Source organism: [Clostridium] aerotolerans DSM 5434 (genome assembly GCF_000687555.1).
Classification (GTDB): domain Bacteria; phylum Bacillota; class Clostridia; order Lachnospirales; family Lachnospiraceae; genus Lacrimispora; species Lacrimispora aerotolerans.
On record NZ_JHWJ01000001.1, the window covers coordinates 412544 to 432756 of the forward strand.

Genomic DNA, 20213 nt, shown 5'->3' on the forward strand with positions numbered 1-20213 from the left:
ATAGCGGAGCGAGGGAAAGGTATGGAGGGAAATAAACTGACAGGTGTGGATTTAAAACATATTGCAATACAAGATACATTTTGGGGGAAATATATCAATCTGGTGGATGAGGTGATTTTACCCTTTCAGTGGGAACTTATCAATGACAGAGTGGAAGGCGCAGAAAAAAGCTATTGTATCAGGAATTTCCGTATCGCAGCTGGGGAAGAAGCCGGAGAGCATAAGGGCATGGTGTTTCAGGATACAGACGCTGCAAAGTGGCTGGAGGCAGTTGCTTATTCGTTAAATAAAAATAGAAATTCCAAGCTGGAGGAGGCAGCGGATCAAACCATTGTTCTGATTGCAGCAGCCCAATGTGAAGACGGGTATTTAAATACGTATTATACCATTACCGGCAAACAAAGATGGTCTAATCTATTTGAAGGCCATGAGCTTTATACGGCAGGCCATATGATTGAGGCAGCAACAGCCTATTATGAGGCAACCGGAAAAAGAAAGTTTCTTGATGTAGTATGTAGGCTTGCCGATTATATCTGCCAGGTTTTTGGGCCGGAGGAAGGGAAGATTCATGGTTATCCCGGTCATCCTGAAGTAGAGCTCGCCCTGGTGAAGCTATACCGGGTCACAGGAAATAATAATTATCTTTGTCTGGCGGATTATTTTGTAAGAACAAGAGGAGAGAGACCCTGTTATTTTCTTGGTGAGGATTGCATTAAAAATGGCAATTACATTTTCCCTGAATTTAAAGATTTCGACCTGGATTATAATCAGTCTCATATGCCCTTAAGAGAACAAATGACTGCGGAAGGCCATGGAGTCCGGGCTGTTTATTTATACAGCGCAATGGCTGACCTGGCATATGAATACCAGGATGAAGCTCTTCTTCGCCAGTGTGAAACGCTGTGGGAAAATATTGTAAATAAGAGGATGTATATAACCGGCAGCATTGGCTCCGCGTCATATGGAGAGCGCTTTACTGGGGATTACGATCTTCCCAATGATACGAATTATTCAGAATCCTGCGCAACGGTAGGTCTTGCCATGTTTTCCAACCGAATGTTTCATCTTACCAAAGATGGAAAGTACATGGATATCGTAGAAAAAGCCTTATATAATACCCTTCTTTCAGGAATCGCAATGGATGGAAAGCATTTCTTTTATGTTAATCCATTGGAGGTAGTGCCGGATACCGTAAAGAAAAATCCCACCTATCGCCATGTAAAAACAACCAGGCAGTTATGGTTTGGAGTGGCCTGCTGTCCGCCAAACATCGCAAGGACCCTTGCCTCTCTTGGAAATTACATATACGCGGTGGACGAACATACCATCTATGTGAATCTTTTTATACAGAGCAGCATTGACTGCCAGCTTTCCAAAACAGATGTAAGTGTGAGGCAGGAATGCAACTATCCTGCAAGCGGGAGAATTACTCTTTTTGTAAATCCGAAAGAAGAGGGACATGAATTCACGCTGGCGGTTCGAATTCCCTCCTACAGCCAGGAGGCAGTAATAAAAATCAATGGAATCGAAGAAACGCTGCGGCCAGAAAAAGGGTATATATATATAAGACGATTGTGGAAAGCGAAAGAGGAGGTAGTCATGGAACTGAAGGTTCCCTTCCGGTATGTGCGCTCCAATCCAAGAGTGCGTCATAATATTGGAAGAGTCAGCTTGATGAAAGGGCCGGTGGTCTATTGCCTGGAAGAGGCAGACAATGGAGATTATTTATCAGCGGCAGTCATTGACACCCGAATAGAGCCAAAGGAAGAATTTGACCATGATCTTTTAAAAGGAACCTTATGCGCCAGAATCAAGGGAGCCCGTATTGATTATGAGGTGGCAGGAAGCTCTCTGTATGGAGAAGAAAGGCCTGTTTATAAAGAGGCAGAATTTAAAGCCGTCCCGTATTTTTCATGGAATAACCGGGGCGAGGGTGAGATGCTTGTCTGGATGAGAGAAATGGAATAAAGAGATAAGAACATATAGAAAAAGCCTGTACCATTCATTTGCCCCATGGGATAGATTATTAAATCTATTTCATTGGGAACTTAAAAATGGTCCAGGCTTATTTTTTTATTATATTAATTTCCGCACTCAATGCTTATTTCATTGAACTTATCTAAAATGAATTCGATATTTAAGCTGCTTTTCTCTTCATTGGCCTTATCCACCACAGCATTGCCTTGGTGCATCATTATGAGGCGGTTTCCATATTCCACTGCATAACGCAGGTTGTGAGTAACCATGATAGTAGTCAGCTGTTTTTCCTTTACGATTTGGTCCGTCAGTTCCATGATGATCTCCGCTGTTTTAGGATCAAGGGCAGCGGTGTGTTCGTCCAGAATGAGGAATTCAATGGGAGTCATAGTGGACATAAGCAGGGCCATAGCCTGTCTTTGACCTCCTGATAATACGCCTACCTTTACATGCATCTTGTCTTCAAGGCCAAGCCCCAGGGTACGGAGCTGATCTCTATAAAAATCAATTCGGTTCTTGCTGGTGCCGGGAAGAAGATTAAAGGGCTTTCCCTTGGTATCGGCAATTGCCATATTTTCAAGGATGGTCATATTGGGGCAGGTTCCCATGGAAGGATTCTGGTAGACTCTTCCAATCCGGCGAAGACGCTTGTGCTCGGCCATATTGGTAATGTCTGAGCCATTGATCTCAATGGAACCGCTGTCAAGTGGAATGCTGCCACAGATAATATTTAAAAGAGAAGTCTTTCCGGAACCATTGCTTCCTACTACTGATACAAACTGCTGATCCTGAATGGTCAGATTAAAATTTTGAAACAGGCACATCTCATTGACCGTTCCCTGATTGTAATACTTATTAATGTCACGAAGCTCAAGCATGTTTTTTCACCTTCTTTTCTCTTCCGTTGCTTATTACCAGGATTCCTAAAAACAGAGCAGAGGTAATGATTTTTAAGTCGGAAGCTTCCATACCTAAAAAGATTGCGATGGATACACAGGCCTTGTATACGATGGAGCCGATAATAACAGCAGTGGTTGCCTTAATAGCTCCAAACCGTTTCAGAAGCTTTGTACCAATGATAACATTGGCAAGGCCGATGACGATGGTACCGGTACCCATACTGATTTCAAAAAATCCCTTTTGCTGACAATATACCGAACCAGCAAGAGCGGCAAGGCCGTTTGCAATGGCAAGGCCAAGGATCTTAACGGTTCCCTTGTCTTTGGCAAGAGAGGTGACAAGAGTCTCGTTATCACCAACCGCTCTTAACAGATAGCCGGATCTGGTCTTTAAATACAGATCAAGGAGAATCTTCACGATCAATACGATAACAGCCAGTATGACAATTACGCTTACATCAGAAAGTCCCTGTGGAATAACCTTGTTAATAAAGGGATTCTCAAAAATAGTATCACTGTTAAAAAACGGGACGTTAGACTTTCCTGCCAGCCTTAAATTAACGGAGTAAAGTGCAGTCATGACAATGATACCGGACAAAAGATCTCTTACCTTTAATTTGACATGGATGATACCCGTAATACACCCGGCCAGGGCACCTGCTACGAACGCAAGGAGCAGAGCGGTTAAGGGACTGACACCAGCCAGAACTAAAACTGCGGTGAGTGCCCCTCCTAAGGGAAAGGTGCCATCCACGGACAGATCCGGAAAATCCAGAATCTTATAGGTAATGTATACGCCCAGTGCCATAATGGCATAGACCAGGCCTTCTTCTAAAACGCCAAGTATAATTGACATGATATAACTTCCTCCAATATGTTCCTATTCATCAATGTTCTTATTTGATTTCTTTAAAGAGCTCAGCTGCGGAATCTGTAAGTTCAGACGGTAAGGTAATTCCCAGGTTTTCTGCTACTTTTGTATTCCCATAGAATGCTGCGTCTTTGATTACTTCATACTTTAATTCGCTTGCTTTTGCTTCGCCTTTTAACACTTTTGCAGCCATTTTACCAGTCTGCTTGCCTAAATCTACATAATCAAGGCCCATGGCAGCAATACAGCCGATTTTAACCTGTTCAATCTCACTTCCAAAAACAGGGATATTTTTCTTGCCTGCTTTGTCTAAAATAAGAGGAAGGGAGCTTACTACGGTATTATCTGTTAAATTATTTAAGCAGTCAACTTTTCCTAAAAGATTATCTGTTGCAAGAGGAATGTCAGCAGTAGCGGAGACTGGTCCTTCTACGATTTCAAAGCCGTAATTGGAAGCAGCCTTCTTGTATTCTGCAATGGCAGCCTCTGAGTTTACTTCGCTTGTGCTGTAAAGAATACCAATGGTCTTTGCATCAGGAAGAATCTTGCGGATCATCTCAAGCTGTTTTTCCACTGGAAGCTTATCGCTGGTTCCTGTTACTTCCCCTACAGAGCTTCCGTCTTCCTTGGCCAGTGCTGCGGCAACTGGATCGGTCACAGCTGTATAGATAACTGGAATATCGGTCTTTTTTGCACCGCTGTAAGCAGCCTGTGCCATAGGGGTTGCAATGGCGCAGATCAGATCTGTTTTCTTTGCAATAAAGTTATTGATGATCTGACTTCCGGTACCACCGTCTGCCTGAGCATTTTCGTACATAATGGTAAGGTTTTTGCCGTCCTCGATTCCTTCTTCCTTTAGGCCCTGGATAAAGCCTTCCCGGCAGTTATCAAGGGAACCGTGCTCTGCAAACTGAGCGATTCCAATGGTATAGTTTCCTTCTTTAGAAGCGGCTGAGTCCTTTGCAGGAGCCTTGGAACAGGCAGAGAGTGCAGCGGCAGCAATTGCTGTGATTACTAACAGTTTAACAGATTTTTTCATAAAATATGTCCTCCTAAATTGATTTTCGTTGAGAGAGTCAATGGTTTTAAGTTTCCTGGAAATAAAAAAAGCCCCAAGTACGTAGTTCTACATACTTGAGACGAATTATACAATCCGCGGTGCCACTCAAATTGACTTTAAAAAAGTCCACTTTTCATATACTAACATATATGCCACCAGTAATAACGGTTGTGGAATCCGTCAGCCCCTACAAACAATTAGGTTCAGGGCCGCCCTCAAAAGTCCATTCGGCTATCCGCTTTATACCGCACTCGCACCAACGGCGGCTCTCTGAAATATCGCAGGGAAAGCTTACTTCTCTTTTTCAACGGTTTGTTTTATTAGTCACTATCTTAATGCGTTAAAGTCATTTTGTCAATATGTATTTGAAAAATCATCAATAAGTAAATTTCCATATCTGGAAGCCTTTAGAAGACTTGCATGATACATAAGGAATTTGTTATAATATACGCACATAACATGGAATGTTTGCATGCTTAGGAAAAAGAATTATAAATTGTGACTGGAGGTTTTTGCTTATGAAGAAATTGCTGGTTGTAGTGGATATGCAAAAGGACTTTATCGATGGTTCCCTGGGTACCCAGGAAGCTTTGGCCATCGTCCCCAGGGTAAAGGAAAAGATAGAAGAATATATGGCAGCAGATGATGATGTGGTTTTTACCCTGGATACTCATGAAGAAAACTACTTAGATACACAGGAAGGGAAAAAGCTTCCGGTTCCCCACTGCATCAGGGGAAGCGAAGGCTGGGAACTTCATAGCTCCCTGAAAGATTATGAAGGGAAACGATTTGAAAAAAGAACGTTTGGCAGCGATGAATTAAGCTTATATATTAAAAGCAGGAATTATGAGTCCATAGAGCTTGTGGGGCTTTGTACCGATATTTGTGTCATTTCCAATGCGCTTCTCCTTAAAGCATTTGCACCGGAGACCCCTATTCGTGTGGATTCCTCCTGTTGCGCCGGAGTGACACCGGAAAGTCATGAGAATGCGTTAAATGCCATGAAGGTATGTCATATAGAGGTAGTCTGATTAGAAAAAATTTAAGGGCTGTAGTTTAGAGTGTTTCTTGAAACAAGCAGTTTTCAGACACATTCTAGTTAAAAATCAGCAAATTAAAGATACGCATGGATTTGAGTTTTCAATAGAGTAAACTCGCTTCCATGCGTATCTTATTTATTTATCACGATGGGTTTTATTTGTTATCATGGCAGATATATTGCAATTTTACATACCTATGGTTGTGTTTTAACGTCTCAGCATTTCCAGATCATTATAAAAGCCAGGATATGATATATTCACGCATTCTGCCCCCAGAATCTCTGTTTCACCGTCTGCACATAATCCGGTAACTGCAAAGGTCATGGCGATCCTATGATCCAGCTGGCTGTCGATGACGGCGCCGTGAAGGGGCTTGCCGCCACGAATGATCATGCCATCCTCTGTCTCGGTAACATCAGCTCCCATGGCAGTAAGATTCTTGACCATGACTTCAATCCGGTTGGATTCCTTCACTTTTAATTCTGCGGCATTCTTTATAATGGTTTCTCCCTCTGCAAAGCAAGCCATGGCAGCGATCATAGGCAGCTCATCGATAAGCCTTGGTATGATAGCTCCTTCAATGGTGGTGCCATGAAGAGAAGAGTATTTCACAAGAATATCGGCTGTTGGCTCGCCGGAATCCGTGTTTTCATTTAACAGTGTGATGTCGGCGCCCATATCCCGGCATACAGAAAGGATGCCGTCTCTGGTAGGATTGATGCCTGTATTACGGATGAGAATCTCAGAGCCGGGAACCATAAGTCCTGCTGCAATAAAGAAAGCAGCAGAAGAGATGTCACCCGGCACATTGATCTTATTTCCGAATAATTCCTTAGGCGGAGCGATGCAGGCTGTAGTTCCTTCTGTTCTCACATCAGCACCGAAGTATTTTAACATGATTTCGGAATGGTTTCTGGAAATATAAGGCTCTGTGACCTTTGTTTCTCCTTCTGCATATAAGCCGGCTAATAAAACAGATGATTTTATCTGGGCAGAAGCCACCTGGCTGGTATAGTGAATGCCGTGAAGCTTAGTTCCATTTATGGAAAGAGGGGCACAACCATTGTTATTGATGCTTGTTATACGGGCTCCCATGAGAGAAAGGGGCTCCATAATCCGCTTCATAGGACGCTTCCTTATAGATTCGTCTCCCGTCAGTGTAACGTCAAAATCCTGGGCAGCCAGAATACCGGAAATGAGGCGTGTCGTGGTACCGCTGTTGCCGCAGTCAAGAGTGTCGGAAGGCTTTTTTAAGCCCCTGAGGCCGCTTCCTGTTACAATCACAGAATCTCCGCTTATCTCTATGGAAACACCCATTTTCTGAAAGCATGAGATGGTGGAGAGACAGTCAGCGCCAGAAAGAAAATGGGTGATTTCTGTGGTTCCTTTTGCAATGGAGCCAAACATAACGCTGCGGTGAGATATGGATTTATCTCCTGGAATGGTTATTTCTCCCTTTAATGGGGAGGCTTTTGTAAATTTCATAAAGTAACCTCTCTTAGTTCGGTATTAAGTCGTAATGATATTGTTCCAACTGCTTCCAGGCGTTGTCCATGGCCTCTTTATCGTAAAATGCAATTCTTAAGGTGCCTTCTCCGTGTTCTCTGTTATGGTTAATGCCGATGTTCCTTATGCTGATGCCCTTTGCTGCTAAAATAACGGCAAGTGTGGAAATAGCGCCCACCTCATCCGCCATGTTTACGGTAAAGGTATAATCAGGTTCAATAAGACCTCTGGCTTTTTCTGAAAAGGAATCCCTGTAATCTCTGGAAGTCTCAAACAGCCGATGGATATACTGACTATCCTTATCCTCCAGCACCTTTACGATATCATTTAGGGAACCAATGTAGCGTTTCAGGATGAGGGAAAGGTTCCCACTGTTGGTCATACAGATCTGCTCCCACATCTCTGGGGAAGAAGATGCAATTCGGGTAATATCCTTGAATCCGCCAGCAGAGAGACGCTTCATCAGCTCCTGGCTGTTATCGGAATCCTTCACCAGATTGACCAGACTGGAAGCTACGATATGAGGCAGATGGCTGATGGCCGCCACCACAAAGTCGTGCTCCTTATAATCCAGTACAAGTGGGATGGAACCGATCCCATTCCCGATATCCACCATTCGATCGATCTGATCTTTTGTGGAGAGGGCAGTAGGAGTAATGATATAATAGGCATTTTCAAGAAGATGGACAGATGAATTTTCATATCCTGTCTTTTCAGAGCCTGCCATTGGGTGACCTCCGATAAAGCAGTGCTCCAGGCCAAGACGGATAACCGCTTCGTGAATATCCGTCTTGGTGCTGCCAACATCGGTTATAATGACCCCTGGCTTAAGAAAAGGCTTAATCTTATCTAAGTAATCTGCATTGTATTCCACAGGAGCACAAAGAAAAATCAAATCACATTCATTCAGTTCTTCCCCGATTCCATCTAAGATGACATCTACGATTCCTTCTTCTCTGGCTTTTAAAAGCCTGGATTTGGATCGCATATATGCCATGATTTTAGAATCAGGATTCACACGCTTGATCCCCCTGGCAATGGAGCCGCCAATCAGACCAAGCCCGATAAAGGCAATGGAAGCTTCACTCATTTCATATTCCTCCCGGAAAGTTCTGCGTAAGGCTTAAGCTCATCCATAAGATGATCGAACTGTTCAAAGGTCAGAGACTGAGGACCGTCTGACAATGCGCAGGCTGGGCATGGATGAACCTCTACGATAAGTCCGTCAGCGCCAACTGCCATTGATGCCTTTGAAATAGGCTCAATGTAAGCACGTACGCCTGTGGCATGGCTTGGATCGATAATAACCGGTAAATGGCTCTTGGACCGGATGACTGGAACTGCACTGATGTCCAGCGTGTTTCTGGTAGCAGTCTCATAAGTACGGATGCCTCGTTCACAGAGAACGATATTAGGATTTCCCTCAGAAGCAATGTACTCCGCTGCATTCAGCCATTCATCGATGGTGGCACATAATCCTCTTTTTAAAAGAACAGGAACACCGGCCTTGCCTGCTTCTTTTAAAAGCTCAAAGTTCTGCATGTTTCGGGCTCCGATTTGTACCATGTCTACATATTTTACCGCAGTTTCCAGTGCACGTAAACTGGTAGCTTCGCAAATAATATTAAGTCCGGTCGCTTCCCTTGCTTCCTTCATGAACTTCAAGCCTTCTTCTTCCAGGCCCTGGAATGCATAAGGAGAGGTTCTTGGCTTGTATGCGCCGCCTCTTAAAAACTGAGCGCCCGCTTTTTTTACAGCGAAAGCAGTCTCCAAAAGCATATCATGGTTTTCAATGGCACATGGTCCTGCCATCATGGTAAAATGTCCCGGTCCGATTTTAGCCGTACCAACAGAAATTACGGAGTCGTCGGGATGGAATTTTTTGTTTACCAGTTTGTAAGTTTCTGTCACTGATACGATTTTATCAACACCTTCTATCAGTTCAATGTTTGCACTTTGCAGCTTTGATTTGTCACCAACAACACCTACGATGGTAACCTGAGTTCCTTTTGACAAATGTGCCTGAAGGCCATTTTCCTCAATGATTTGCTTGATTTTAAGTACATCTTCCTCGGAAGCGTTAGGCTTCATAATGATTATCATAAACTATGTTCTCCCTTTTTTCAAATATTTAATCCCCATTGTATCCGATGAGGTTCTGGTTGTCAACGCTTTTATACTTTAAAGTTTAACACTTTAACGTATATTGGCGTTTTATGGGCATTTACCATGAAAAGGATGGATTAAAATTTTATCCTGTGATAAAATATTTGACATAACAGCAGAAGCAATAGTTTTTCCGGATTAAGTATTCGGCCGGGCAGCGAGTCGCTGTCCGGATCATCATAGGATCATAATAGACCGCAAGCTGCTGCGAAGTACCACCGCACATTGCATGTGCATGCGCATGTGCGGGACACATGCGTGCGTACGTCTTCGCATCTTACGGTATCATTTTAGTATTGCTTCTGCTGATATACTTCTGGTTGACTGACGAAGCGGAGGAATTGACTTATGTATGGAACAGAACTTTGGAAATATAGTACGCCGGAGCATTGCCGGGAGATGCTATTGTCTTTTAAACTTCTGGGCGAGGATTGGCCGGATCAAAAGGCGATTGGCTGCCTCTATGCCATAAGCAATCATACGGAACGTCATTATCATACCGTACTGATACCAAAAAGCGATGGAACAAAGCGCAAGCTTCTCGTACCAGATGATTTATTAAAGATGATTCAGAGAAACATAACAAAACATGTGCTATCCGAATTTGAAGTGTCTTCCTGTGCGGCGGCTTACCGAAAGGGCACTTCCGTTCTTACTAATGCATCGGTCCATACAGGTAAGAAATTGGTGCTAAAACTGGATATTGAAGACTTTTTTGGAAGCATTACCTTTCCCATGGTCTTAAACGGTGCATTTTCAGGCCGATATTTTCCGCCTTCTGTGGGAACTATGCTGACGGCTCTTTGCTGTTATCGGGATTATCTGCCTCAGGGGGCACCTTCTTCTCCTGCAATATCCAATCTTGTTATGAAACCATTTGATGATTATATGAAGGTATGGTGCGAAAAACGAAATATTTCATATACCAGATACTGTGATGATATGACATTCTCAGGAGATTTTCAGCCAGGGCCGGTGATACGGAAGGTATCTGGTTTTTTAAATGATATGGGCTTTTCCTTAAATCAGGGAAAGACAAGGATCATTTCCTGGGGAAGAAGACAGACGGTAACTGGTATTGTGGTCAATAGAAAACCTAAGGTCTCTCCTGAATACCGGAGGAAACTGCGCCAGGAGGTGTTTTACTGTTTAAAATATGGAGCCAAGTCCCATATTATGGTGACAGGAAGAGAGGAACCAGATGAGGAAAGAGAGCGCCGGTATCTCCGTTCCCTTCTTGGCAAGATCCAATATCTTCTCTTTATCAATCCTGATGATATATGGTTTGCAAAAGCAAAGGGAAAGATACAAAGTATACTTGAAACCTCATACGCTTGTCTGTTATAATAGAAAAAACAGGTGGAGGGAAAATATGAGAACACTATGGAAAAGACTGGCTGCCTATGGGACATGCAGTGCGCTCCTCTTTGGAGCCATATCATGGATACCTGGGTCCCCTGTACAGATGGAGGCAATGGCTCAGACAGGCACCACGGTTTTGTCGTCTGAGTGGCAGCAGGAGCTGGACGGCTGGAGACTTAAAAACAGCGATGGTTCCTATGCAAAAGGCTGTTTTGGTGCAGTGGATAACATATGGTATTATTTTGATCAGGACGGCTATATGGTAACCGGGTGGCAGCAGGTCGGCAATGACTGGTATTATTTTGAGGAAGACGGCCATATGGTCACTGGACCGGCCTACGTAGGACAGGTATACTATTATTTTGAATCAAGTGGAAAGCTAAATAAAAGCTTTTATGAATAGGATTGACGGAGAAAGAGGGCTAAGCCCTCTTTTCTTTTGTATAAAAAGAAAAATGTCGAAAAATAATTGTACAAATTGCATGACATGCTTGCAATTATACGACATTTTTAGTAAAATATTATCATAGACTTAAATACGGAACAGGAGGAATGTTTATGAACGTGTATGGAACCAAACAGATCCGTAACGTCGCCTTACTCGGGCACGGGGGTGCCGGTAAAACCACCCTGGCAGAAGCAATGGCGTTCGTGACCGGAGCCATCGGCAGAATGGGTAAAATCGTCGACGGTAATACCATCAGCGATTATGACAAAGAAGAGACAAAGAGACAGTTTTCTATCTCCACTTCTCTGATTCCTTTGGAGTATGAAGGAGAAGATGGTCCCATAAAGGTCAACTTACTTGATACTCCCGGGTATTTTGATTTTGTTGGAGAGGTCGAAGAGGCCATCAGTGTGGCGGATGCAGCCGTTATTGTAGTAAACTGCAAAGCAGGAATTGAAGTTGGTACATATAAGGCATGGGAGATGTGTGAGAAGTACAAGCTGCCAAGGCTTTTCTTTGTAACCAATATGGATGACGACCAGGCAAGCTTCAGGGAACTGTTACTAAAGCTGGAAAAGGAATTTGGAAGAAAGATAGCACCGTTCCATCTTCCCATTCGTGAAAATGAAAAGTTCATAGGTTTTGTTAATGTGGTAAAAATGGCTGGAAGACGTTTCACGACCAACAGTGATTATGTGGAATGTGAGATTCCGGAATACAGTCAGAAGAATTTAGGAATTGCCCGTGAAGCTCTTATGGAAGCGGTGGCTGAAACAAGCGAGGAATACATGGAGCGTTATTTTACAGGAGATGAATTCACGATTGATGAGATTTCCTCTGCACTGAGAGAGCATGTGACTGAAGGTAATATTGTTCCGGTCATGTTAGGATCAGGTCTTTACGCCCAGGGAGCCAAGATGGTACTTCAGGCAATTGACAAATACTTCCCGTCACCGGACCACTACGAATGCATTGGCGTGGATATTTCCACAGGAGAACGGTTCACAGCCAAGTACAATGACAACGTATCCTTATCGGCACGGGTATTTAAGACCATTGTGGATCCTTTTATCGGTAAATACTCCCTTCTAAAAATCTGTACCGGCACATTAAAATCTGATTCCGTTATATTTAACGTCAACAAGGATTCAGAGGAGAAGATCGGAAAACTGTATGTGTTAAGAGGAAAGGAAGCCATTGAAGTTCCTGAATTAAAAGCAGGAGACATCGGAGCTGTTTCTAAGCTTAATGTGACTCAGACAGGAGATACCATTGCACTTCGTTCTGCGCCTATTGTATACCATAAGCCAGAGATTTCAACTCCTTATACTTATATGCGTTACAAGACGAAAACAAAGGGTGATGATGATAAGGTTTCCAACGCCCTTTCAAAGCTGACAGAGGAAGACTGGACCTTAAAGGTGGTTAATGATACAGAGAACCGCCAGTCCCTTATATATGCCATCGGAGACCAGCAGCTTGAAGTAGCAGTAAGCAAGCTGTTAAACCGTTATAAAGTTGAGATTGAACTGAGCAAGCCTAAATTTGCGTACCGGGAGACCATACGTAAAAAAGTGGAAGTTCAGGGGAAATATAAAAAGCAGTCCGGAGGACATGGACAGTATGGAGACGTTAAGATGTCCTTTGAACCCTCCGGTGATTTAGAAAAGCCATATATCTTTGAAGAGACTGTCTTTGGCGGAGCAGTACCGAGAAACTATTTCCCGGCTGTTGAAAAGGGCGTGGCAGAATGCGTGTTAAAAGGCCCGCTGGCGGCTTATCCGGTGGTTGGCATAAAGGCTACGCTTCTCGATGGCTCCTATCATCCCGTAGATTCCTCAGAGCTGGCCTTTAAGATGGCGGCAACCATGGCTTTTAAAAAGGGCTTCATGGATGCAAATCCTGTTCTGTTAGAACCCATCGCTTCCCTGAAAGTAAGAGTTCCTGATAAATTTACAGGAGACGTTATGGGAGATCTAAACCGCAGAAGAGGTCGTGTGCTTGGCATGAATTCCGACCATCACGGAAAACAGATCATTGAAGCGGATATACCGGTTTCCGAGTTGTTTGGTTATAATACGGACCTTCGTTCCATGACCGGCGGAATGGGAACCTTCGAATATGAATTCAGCCGTTACGAACTTGCGCCTGGTGATATCCAGAAGAAAGAGGTGGAAGAGCGGGCAGCAAAGGTGGATAAGGGAACGGTTTAAAGCAGTAGAATCCTAAGAAGTAATTAATTGGGAGGTGGCATATTTATGCCGCCTCCCGCTGTGTTATATGGATTTTGACCCTTCCGTAGAATTGCGCTTTTTCCCTGACTGTGATAAACTATGATTAATTGGCAGGAGGTAGAAGCAAAATTGGAAAACAAAAAAATGATAGTAAAAGCATTTTCCAGAATCGGCATTGGGTACGGAGCATTCATAGCCACAACTCTTTTGTTACAGCTTGGTTTTGGAACCGTCATAGGGGTATTGCAAATAATTGGAATTAAAATTCCCTTAGGCAACTGGTACGTATTCTTTAGTTCTTTGGCTAATTATGTGGTGGGAGGTGCCATATCGTACCTGATCATCCGGGATATGCCTGTGGCCCAAAGAGGGAATTCAGAAAAAGCCAGCGGGAAAATGCTGTTTGCAGGTTTTTTGATCTGTATCAGTGCCTTATATCTGGGGAATCTCATTGGGTTGGCATTGATGAAGATCATATCAGTTCTGCAGGGAAGGCCCATGATAAATCCTGTGGAGGAGATTTTAAACGGTTTAAGCGGCTGGGCTATTTTTGCCGTTATGGTAGTGATGGCACCTGTATTTGAAGAAATTCTGTTCCGTAAGATTTTAATTGACCGGATTCGTTTATATGGTGACAAAGCAGCCATACTGGTTTCTGCTTTTATCTTTGGACTGAGCCATGGCAATTTTTATCAGTTCTTTTATGCATTTTTTATTGGCATTGTGTTTGCATATATTTATATACGGACGGGAAGACTCCGTTATACAATCCTTTTTCATATGGCAATCAATTTTATAGGTTCCATCGTTGGGTTAAAGGTTCAGGAAGTTCCATGGCTGATTGCTTTTTACTCTCTTATCATGCTAATGGCAGTAGCTGCCGGAATTGTAATATTCTTCCAGAACCGTAAAAATCTTATCTTCCAGTCAGGACCTTATGAGACCTGGGGGAAGGGAAGCTTTCGAATCTTATTCCTGAATTTCGGAATGATTTTCTTTTTCCTGATTTCTACTGTAACCTTTGTTCTTTCACAGATACCGCAGTTACGGTAAAATCCGGTTGACACAATTCTCCAATTATGTTACATTTACAGTTAGCATAAATACAGTGATTAGGAATAGTAAGCAGTCTGAAACATGCAGAGAGCCGGCGGCAGGTGAGAGCCGGTTGGGGAGGACAGCTGAACTCGCCTTTGAGTAGCATACTGAAGGAAAAATATTTTTTGTGTAGGTATTGCCGGTCACCCGACCGTTACAGCGGGAGGATATGAAGCTCATATCCGATTGAGAGCATACGAGTATTGTATGAAATAGAGTGGTACCACGCGGATGAACCTGCGTCTCTATGGCTGATTTTAAGATGGCCTGAGGCGCTTTTTTTATTGGTTCCCCAGGCATCAGATGAAAGGGTTATCCCTTGTTAAAGGAGGAAATGTTATGGCATCATCTTACAACCATAGCGCCATTGAAAAGAAATGGCGGGAAAACTGGGCAAAAGCCCCCATCAATGTGAATGATGGAAAAAAACCGAAATATTATTGTCTGGATATGTTTCCATATCCATCAGGCAGCGGCCTTCACGTAGGTCACTGGAGAGGATATGTAATCTCTGATGTATGGAGCCGTTACCAGATTTTAAAAGGACATTATGTCATTCATCCTATGGGCTGGGATGCCTTTGGACTTCCTGCAGAAAATTATGCAATTAAGATGGGAGTTCATCCGGCAAAGTCTACGGCAGAAAATGTATCTAATATCAAACGCCAGATCAACGAGATTGCAGCAGTGTATGACTGGGATATGGAAGTGAATACAACGGATCCGGAATTCTATAAGTGGACCCAGTGGATCTTTGTTCAGATGTTTAAAAAAGGACTGGCTTATGAAAAGGAATTCCCAATCAACTGGTGTCCTTCCTGTAAGACAGGTCTTGCCAACGAAGAAGTAGTAAACGGCTGCTGTGAACGATGCGGAACGGCTGTAACGAAGAAAAACTTAAGACAGTGGATGTTAAAGATCACTGCTTATGCAGACAGATTGTTAAATGATTTAGATAAGCTTGACTGGCCGGATAAGGTTAAAAAGATGCAGTCTGACTGGATCGGTAAATCCTACGGCGCTGAAATCGATTTCAAGGTAGAGGGAAAAGAAGAAGCTATTACCGTATATACCACAAGACCTGATACCTTATTTGGCGCTACCTTTATGGTATTGGCACCAGAGCACGCACTTGCGGCTTCCCTTGCCACACCAGAGAAAAGGGAAGCGGTAGAAGCATATATTTATGATTCTTCCATGAAATCCAACGTAGACCGTCTTCAGGATAAAGAAAAAACAGGTGTCTTTACAGGCAGCTATGCCATCAATCCTTTAAACGGTGCCAAGGTGCCGATCTGGCTTTCTGATTACGTTCTTGCTGATTACGGTACCGGCGCTATTATGTGCGTACCGGCTCATGATGACAGAGACTTTGAATTTGCAAAGAAATTTGAGATTCCTATTGTTCAGGTCATTGCAAAAGACGGAGAAGAAATCGAAAACATGACAGAAGCTTATACCGATGCCAGCGGGATCATGATCAATTCCGGAGAGTGGAATGGAATGGAATCTTCTGTTCTTAAAAAAGAAGCTCCTGCCATGATCGAAAAGAGAGGCCTTGGCAAGAAAACCGTAAACTTTAAGCTTCGTGACTGGGTATTCTCCAGACAGCGCTACTGGGGCGAGCCAATTCCAATCATTCACTGCCCGCACTGCGGCAATGTGCCGGTACCGGAAGATCAGCTTCCCCTTACCTTACCAGAGGTAGAAAGCTATCAGCCTACCGGAACTGGCGAATCACCTCTGGCAGATATTGAGGAGTGGGTAAATACCACCTGTCCTCAGTGCGGCGGCGCAGCAAAAAGAGAGACCAATACCATGCCTCAGTGGGCAGGTTCTTCCTGGTATTTCCTTCGCTACGTAGACAGCCACAACGACAAAGAGCTGGTTTCCAGAGAAAGAGCAGATAAATACCTTCCAGTAGATATGTATATCGGCGGAGTGGAGCATGCTGTGCTTCATCTTCTCTATTCCCGTTTCTACACCAAGTTCTTAAATGACATCGGAGTGGTAGATTTTGATGAGCCATTTGTAAAGCTGTTCAATCAGGGTATGATTACCGGTAAGAACGGTATTAAGATGAGTAAATCAAAGGGTAATGTGGTTTCTCCTGATGAGCTGGTTCGTGATTATGGCTGTGATTCCCTTCGTATGTATGAGCTTTTCGTTGGACCGCCGGAGCTGGATGCAGAATGGGATGACAGAGGAATCGAGGGTGTCAGCCGTTTCTTAAATCGTTTCTGGAATCTGGTTTCTGAAAGCAGCACAAAGACGATAGAGCCAACCAGAGAGATGATCCGTCTTCGCAATAAGCTTATTTTTGATATTGACCAGAGATTTAACCAGTTCAACTTAAATACCGTTATTTCCGGATTTATGGAATACAACAATAAATTCATCGAGCTTGCGAAGAAAACGGGTGGCATTGATAAAGAGACTCTTAAGACTTTTGTAGTTCTTCTTGCTCCATTTTCACCTCATATCGGAGAAGAATTATGGAGCCAGCTTGGCGGTACCGATTCTGTTTTTCATGCTCAGTGGCCGGAATGTGACCAGGAAGCTATGAAAGATGATGAAGTTGAAATTGCAGTACAGGTTAATGGTAAGACAAGAGCCTTAGTGACACTTCCGGCTGATGTATCAAAGGAAGATGCGATTTTAGCAGGCAAAGAATTAATTGCTGATAAGATGACCGGAACCATCGTGAAAGAAATTTACGTTCCAGGCAGAATCATCAACATTGTCTGTAAGTAATCATCAGAGATAGAAACTTAATTATAAGATAAGGACATTTTAAGCCCTATGGATATGGCTTAAGGTGTCCTTGTTTTTTGCTTTTTTCTTTGGGTCTCATGGGGCACAGTAAAAATTTTTGGCATTTTTTAGGAAATTATTGCATGAAAATAAGATAGGAAGTATAATTGAACTGGCTGTCAAGGATTGCATTTTAATCCGGAAAACATACGTTTGATTTCATTTAATATGTAAACATGTGGGAGGGTACGAATGAAAACATTACAGGACTTGGAGAAGATGAAGGATGTAAGTAATAAATATTTTGTCAACCAATACGAATACTATTTCGAGTGTCTGAAGGACCGCTACAGAGCAAAGCAAGGCGGACTTGACATGATAAAGAATGAACTTAGCAAATGGGATAAAGAAGCTCAGCTTTATATGATAAATAAATTAGTTGATGATTTTTCCAGAAGCGGTATGTATTGCGATGAGAAGGAGCTGTTTGGCCTGTTAAATGAAAATTAAGAGGCAGGGTATCATTACCATATCGTTCCATTAAGCCTTGACTATTGATTCCCGGTAGCATATACTTGGAATATCGTTTGAAATGGTCACTTACATTTCATCAAATAACATTCAATAAGGACATTATGTCATAGGAATATGACTGATAATGTCCTTATTCATAGAAAGGCATTCAAATGGATCAATTTATCGTTCAGGCCATGAATCACTATGGATATCTTGCGATCATGGTTTTTGTAGTACTGGAAAACATTTTCCCTTTTGTTCCTTCGGAGCTTGTGCTGACCTTTGCAGGGCTTATGACGACTCAGTCAGCCATGACAGTACCTGGAGTCATTTTAGACGCTACCATACTGTCTGTGGTAGGTTCCCTTGGCCTTTATGGCATCGGCCGCTTTATCTCGGAAGATAGGCTGGCTGCCCTGGTAGATACCAGAGTAGGAAGGTTTCTTGGATTTAAGAAAGATGATATTTATAAATCCTCTGAATGGTTTCAGAAAAAGGGAAAGTATTCGGTGTTGTTTTGCAGATGCGTTCCGGTCTTAAGATGCCTGATCTCACTGCCTGCCGGTACGTCTAAGATGAACCTGCCGGTATTCGTTGCATTTACCTTCATAGGTTCCCTCGTCTGGAATCTGATCCTTGTAAATCTGGGAGCGGCAGCAGGAAACAACTGGGAAGCAATCGTACATAAGCTGGGATTTGCGACCTCTGTCATTGGTGCAGGTGTACTTTGTGTATGCGGAGCGGCATTCCTTCTGTTCTTAAAAAAACGGATCAAAGAGGCGAAGGTAGAGGAATAAAGGATAATAAGGACATCATGCCTGAGGTTATAATCATGCATAATGTCCTTTGTTTTACTTTTTATTCCGGTTCATTAAATTCTTTGAAAGCATCCGCAGAGTTTCCATACGGCTCCGTTCATTGGGGGTCATGTTGGCGCTCATAATAGAGATAAGTAAGTCTGTCTCCTCATCATTAAACTGGATGCCTCTCTGGCTGGCTTCTGCATTCAAAGACAGCAGGGTTGTCATAAGCTGGTCCTTTGGTGTTCTTTCCACCCGGTTGGCAAATTCATTCAGTAAAGCAATTTTCTGGGGATTCATCTTTTTAATCCTTGGGTCTTGTTTCCAGTTTGCGTTCATGGATTGCATTCTTCCTTTCTGTGTGGATATATACATTCATCTGGTAACGGTTAATTCATCTGCTGCATGGCGGACATCATCAGCTGCATGGTTTCAAACCTGGATTGCTGTTCCGGAGGAATAAAATTCTTTAGCTGATCGAAAGACATTCTGCCTAATGGATTGTTGTTCTGTCGTCTGGTATTCTGGTTCTTGTTTTGTCCATCAGATTGGTTCTGTGTCTGTGTCTGTGACTGCGCCTGTGCCTGTACCGGGACGCTGGAAGTGGGGACAAAATCCTGGTAGGCTCCTGCAATTCGAAATCCCTGGAAAAAATTGAGGATTAGGTCAATTTGGTCTTGCTCACTCTGGCTTGCAAAGGGCTTTATCGTGTTAAGCATTTCAATGGGAGAGTCCGGTGACTGACGGTCTCCTGCAGAGCAGATTCCCATGGTAGCGACTTCCTCATCTTCAAATAAGTTAATGGTACGCTGCAGCTCATTAAATTTAACAAAGTAAGAGATAAAACGCTGTTGTGGAACATTCATGAAAGGAAGGGCAGCCTTCATCATTTGAAGATGATTATTTTCGATGCGGGAGTCCAGATCATTAGCGCGCATATTTTGTTCGTTGTTCATAGCATAAGATCCTTGATTTTCTTGTTGACAATATATGCAGCTGCATATATTAGTATTACAGGAGAGTGATGTAGATATGAGAAGCCGATTAATTATAGATGGTAATTCGGTATACGAAATAGATGATGAGTGTATGAAGAGAAAACAGACACGTAATCCCGTAAAGGGAAGCGGCAACCAGGGCCCGTATATGAGGCCAGGTCAGGAAAACAGCCAAAGCCGTTGACGGATGAAAACAGGGCCCGATCCATAAAGGATCGGGCCCATGTTTTATGTTCGTTTTTAGCAGCAGAAGCTATTACCGCCACCAAAACCATTACCGCCGCAGCAGCAAAGGAGAAGGATGATCCAAATCCAACTTCCGCATCCATCGTTACCACCGCAACTGTTACCACAACCATTGTTACCGCCGCCGCAGCAGCAAAGGATCAGGATAAGCCAAATAATATTAAAGCCACATCCACTATTACATCCTCCGTTGTCGCATCCGCATCCACAGTTAGTTGCTGCCAGATCACTCATATTG

At 43.2% G+C, this 20213-nt stretch carries 19 protein-coding genes and 2 other annotated features; of the genes, 10 read left to right on the top strand and 9 right to left on the bottom strand.

Features of this window, described 5'->3' with window-relative positions; genetic code table 11:
- Positions 1-21: 21 nt before the first annotated feature.
- Positions 22-1968, top strand: a complete 1947-nt coding sequence (locus T546_RS0102005) for a glycoside hydrolase family 127 protein (protein ID WP_026890180.1) — start codon at positions 22-24, stop codon at positions 1966-1968.
- 113 nt (positions 1969-2081) lie between these two features.
- Here T546_RS0102005 and T546_RS0102010 read toward each other — a convergent pair whose 3' ends face one another.
- From T546_RS0102010 to T546_RS0102020, 3 genes are read right to left on the bottom strand one after another with little or no spacing between them, the layout of a single operon-like run.
- Positions 2082-2855 carry an ABC transporter ATP-binding protein gene (locus tag T546_RS0102010; RefSeq protein ID WP_026890181.1) on the bottom strand — a complete coding sequence of 258 codons (774 nt, stop codon included), beginning with the start codon at positions 2853-2855 and terminating at the stop codon, positions 2082-2084.
- Positions 2848-3732 carry an ABC transporter permease gene (locus T546_RS0102015; RefSeq protein ID WP_034597454.1) on the bottom strand — a complete coding sequence of 295 codons (885 nt, stop codon included), beginning with the start codon at positions 3730-3732 and terminating at the stop codon, positions 2848-2850. The genes T546_RS0102010 and T546_RS0102015 overlap by 8 nt, the downstream gene beginning before the upstream one ends.
- 40 nt (positions 3733-3772) lie before the next feature.
- Complete coding sequence (locus T546_RS0102020) at positions 3773-4786, bottom strand: ABC transporter substrate-binding protein (RefSeq protein ID WP_026890183.1); 1014 nt, start codon at positions 4784-4786, stop codon at positions 3773-3775.
- Positions 4787-4879: 93 nt separating this feature from the next.
- Positions 4880-5124, bottom strand: a binding site (T-box leader).
- Between the two features lie 201 nt (positions 5125-5325).
- Here T546_RS0102020 and T546_RS0102025 point away from each other — a divergent pair.
- Positions 5326-5838: a cysteine hydrolase family protein gene (locus T546_RS0102025; protein WP_026890184.1), complete on the top strand. Its 513-nt coding sequence runs from the start codon at positions 5326-5328 to the stop codon at positions 5836-5838.
- A 216-nt stretch (positions 5839-6054) separates the two neighbouring features.
- Here the strand turns inward: T546_RS0102025 and aroA are convergent, their stop codons facing one another.
- The 3 genes from aroA to aroF are packed head-to-tail and all read right to left on the bottom strand — an operon-like array spanning position 6055 to position 9456.
- On the bottom strand, positions 6055-7332 hold the full coding sequence (gene aroA / locus T546_RS0102030) for a 3-phosphoshikimate 1-carboxyvinyltransferase (RefSeq protein ID WP_026890185.1): 1278 nt from the start codon (positions 7330-7332) through the stop codon (positions 6055-6057).
- A gap of 13 nt (positions 7333-7345) precedes the next feature.
- A complete protein-coding gene (locus tag T546_RS0102035) occupies positions 7346-8443 on the bottom strand; it encodes a prephenate dehydrogenase (protein WP_026890186.1) in 1098 nt (365 codons plus the stop codon).
- Positions 8440-9456: a 3-deoxy-7-phosphoheptulonate synthase gene (aroF, locus tag T546_RS0102040; RefSeq protein ID WP_026890187.1), complete on the bottom strand. Its 1017-nt coding sequence runs from the start codon at positions 9454-9456 to the stop codon at positions 8440-8442. Before aroF ends, T546_RS0102035 begins: the two co-directional genes overlap by 4 nt.
- Positions 9457-9867: 411 nt before the next feature.
- Between aroF and T546_RS0102045 the strand changes: the two genes are divergently transcribed.
- The 7 genes from T546_RS0102045 (at position 9868) to T546_RS0102075 (ending at position 18728) form a co-directional block, all read left to right on the top strand.
- Positions 9868-10866 carry a reverse transcriptase family protein gene (locus tag T546_RS0102045; RefSeq protein WP_026890188.1) on the top strand — a complete coding sequence of 333 codons (999 nt, stop codon included), beginning with the start codon at positions 9868-9870 and terminating at the stop codon, positions 10864-10866.
- Between the two features lie 25 nt (positions 10867-10891).
- A complete protein-coding gene (locus T546_RS26090; RefSeq protein ID WP_026890189.1) occupies positions 10892-11284 on the top strand; it encodes a hypothetical protein in 393 nt (130 codons plus the stop codon).
- A gap of 155 nt (positions 11285-11439) precedes the next feature.
- Positions 11440-13542, top strand: coding sequence for an elongation factor G (locus T546_RS0102055; RefSeq protein WP_026890190.1), 2103 nt, complete (start codon positions 11440-11442; stop codon positions 13540-13542).
- Between the two features lie 150 nt (positions 13543-13692).
- A complete protein-coding gene (locus T546_RS0102060; RefSeq protein WP_026890191.1) occupies positions 13693-14616 on the top strand; it encodes a CPBP family intramembrane glutamic endopeptidase in 924 nt (307 codons plus the stop codon).
- Between the two features lie 46 nt (positions 14617-14662).
- Positions 14663-14911: a binding site (T-box leader), on the top strand.
- An 89-nt stretch (positions 14912-15000) separates the two neighbouring features.
- Complete coding sequence (gene leuS / locus T546_RS0102065) at positions 15001-17415, top strand: leucine--tRNA ligase (RefSeq protein ID WP_026890192.1); 2415 nt, start codon at positions 15001-15003, stop codon at positions 17413-17415.
- 252 nt (positions 17416-17667) lie between these two features.
- Complete coding sequence (locus tag T546_RS0102070; protein WP_026890193.1) at positions 17668-17925, top strand: hypothetical protein; 258 nt, start codon at positions 17668-17670, stop codon at positions 17923-17925.
- 176 nt (positions 17926-18101) lie between these two features.
- The gene (locus tag T546_RS0102075) at positions 18102-18728 is read left to right on the top strand and encodes a DedA family protein (protein WP_026890194.1); all 627 of its coding nucleotides are present in this window, start codon (positions 18102-18104) and stop codon (positions 18726-18728) included.
- Between the two features lie 54 nt (positions 18729-18782).
- Here the strand turns inward: T546_RS0102075 and T546_RS0102080 are convergent, their stop codons facing one another.
- Both T546_RS0102080 and T546_RS0102085 read right to left on the bottom strand, forming a co-directional pair.
- Positions 18783-19070 (bottom strand): hypothetical protein, encoded by a 288-nt coding sequence (locus tag T546_RS0102080; protein WP_026890195.1) that lies wholly within the window; start codon positions 19068-19070, stop codon positions 18783-18785.
- A gap of 50 nt (positions 19071-19120) precedes the next feature.
- A complete protein-coding gene (locus T546_RS0102085) occupies positions 19121-19669 on the bottom strand; it encodes a hypothetical protein (RefSeq protein ID WP_242842166.1) in 549 nt (182 codons plus the stop codon).
- 94 nt (positions 19670-19763) lie between these two features.
- Between T546_RS0102085 and T546_RS25495 the strand changes: the two genes are divergently transcribed.
- Positions 19764-19913: a hypothetical protein gene (locus tag T546_RS25495; RefSeq protein WP_166429789.1), complete on the top strand. Its 150-nt coding sequence runs from the start codon at positions 19764-19766 to the stop codon at positions 19911-19913.
- A gap of 56 nt (positions 19914-19969) precedes the next feature.
- On the opposite strand, the gene T546_RS26290 is transcribed toward T546_RS25495, so the two are convergent.
- Entirely contained in the window at positions 19970-20209 is a 240-nt protein-coding gene (locus T546_RS26290) for a chorion class high-cysteine HCB protein 13 (RefSeq protein WP_084326071.1), read from the bottom strand.
- Between the last annotated feature and the right edge of the window lie 4 nt (positions 20210-20213).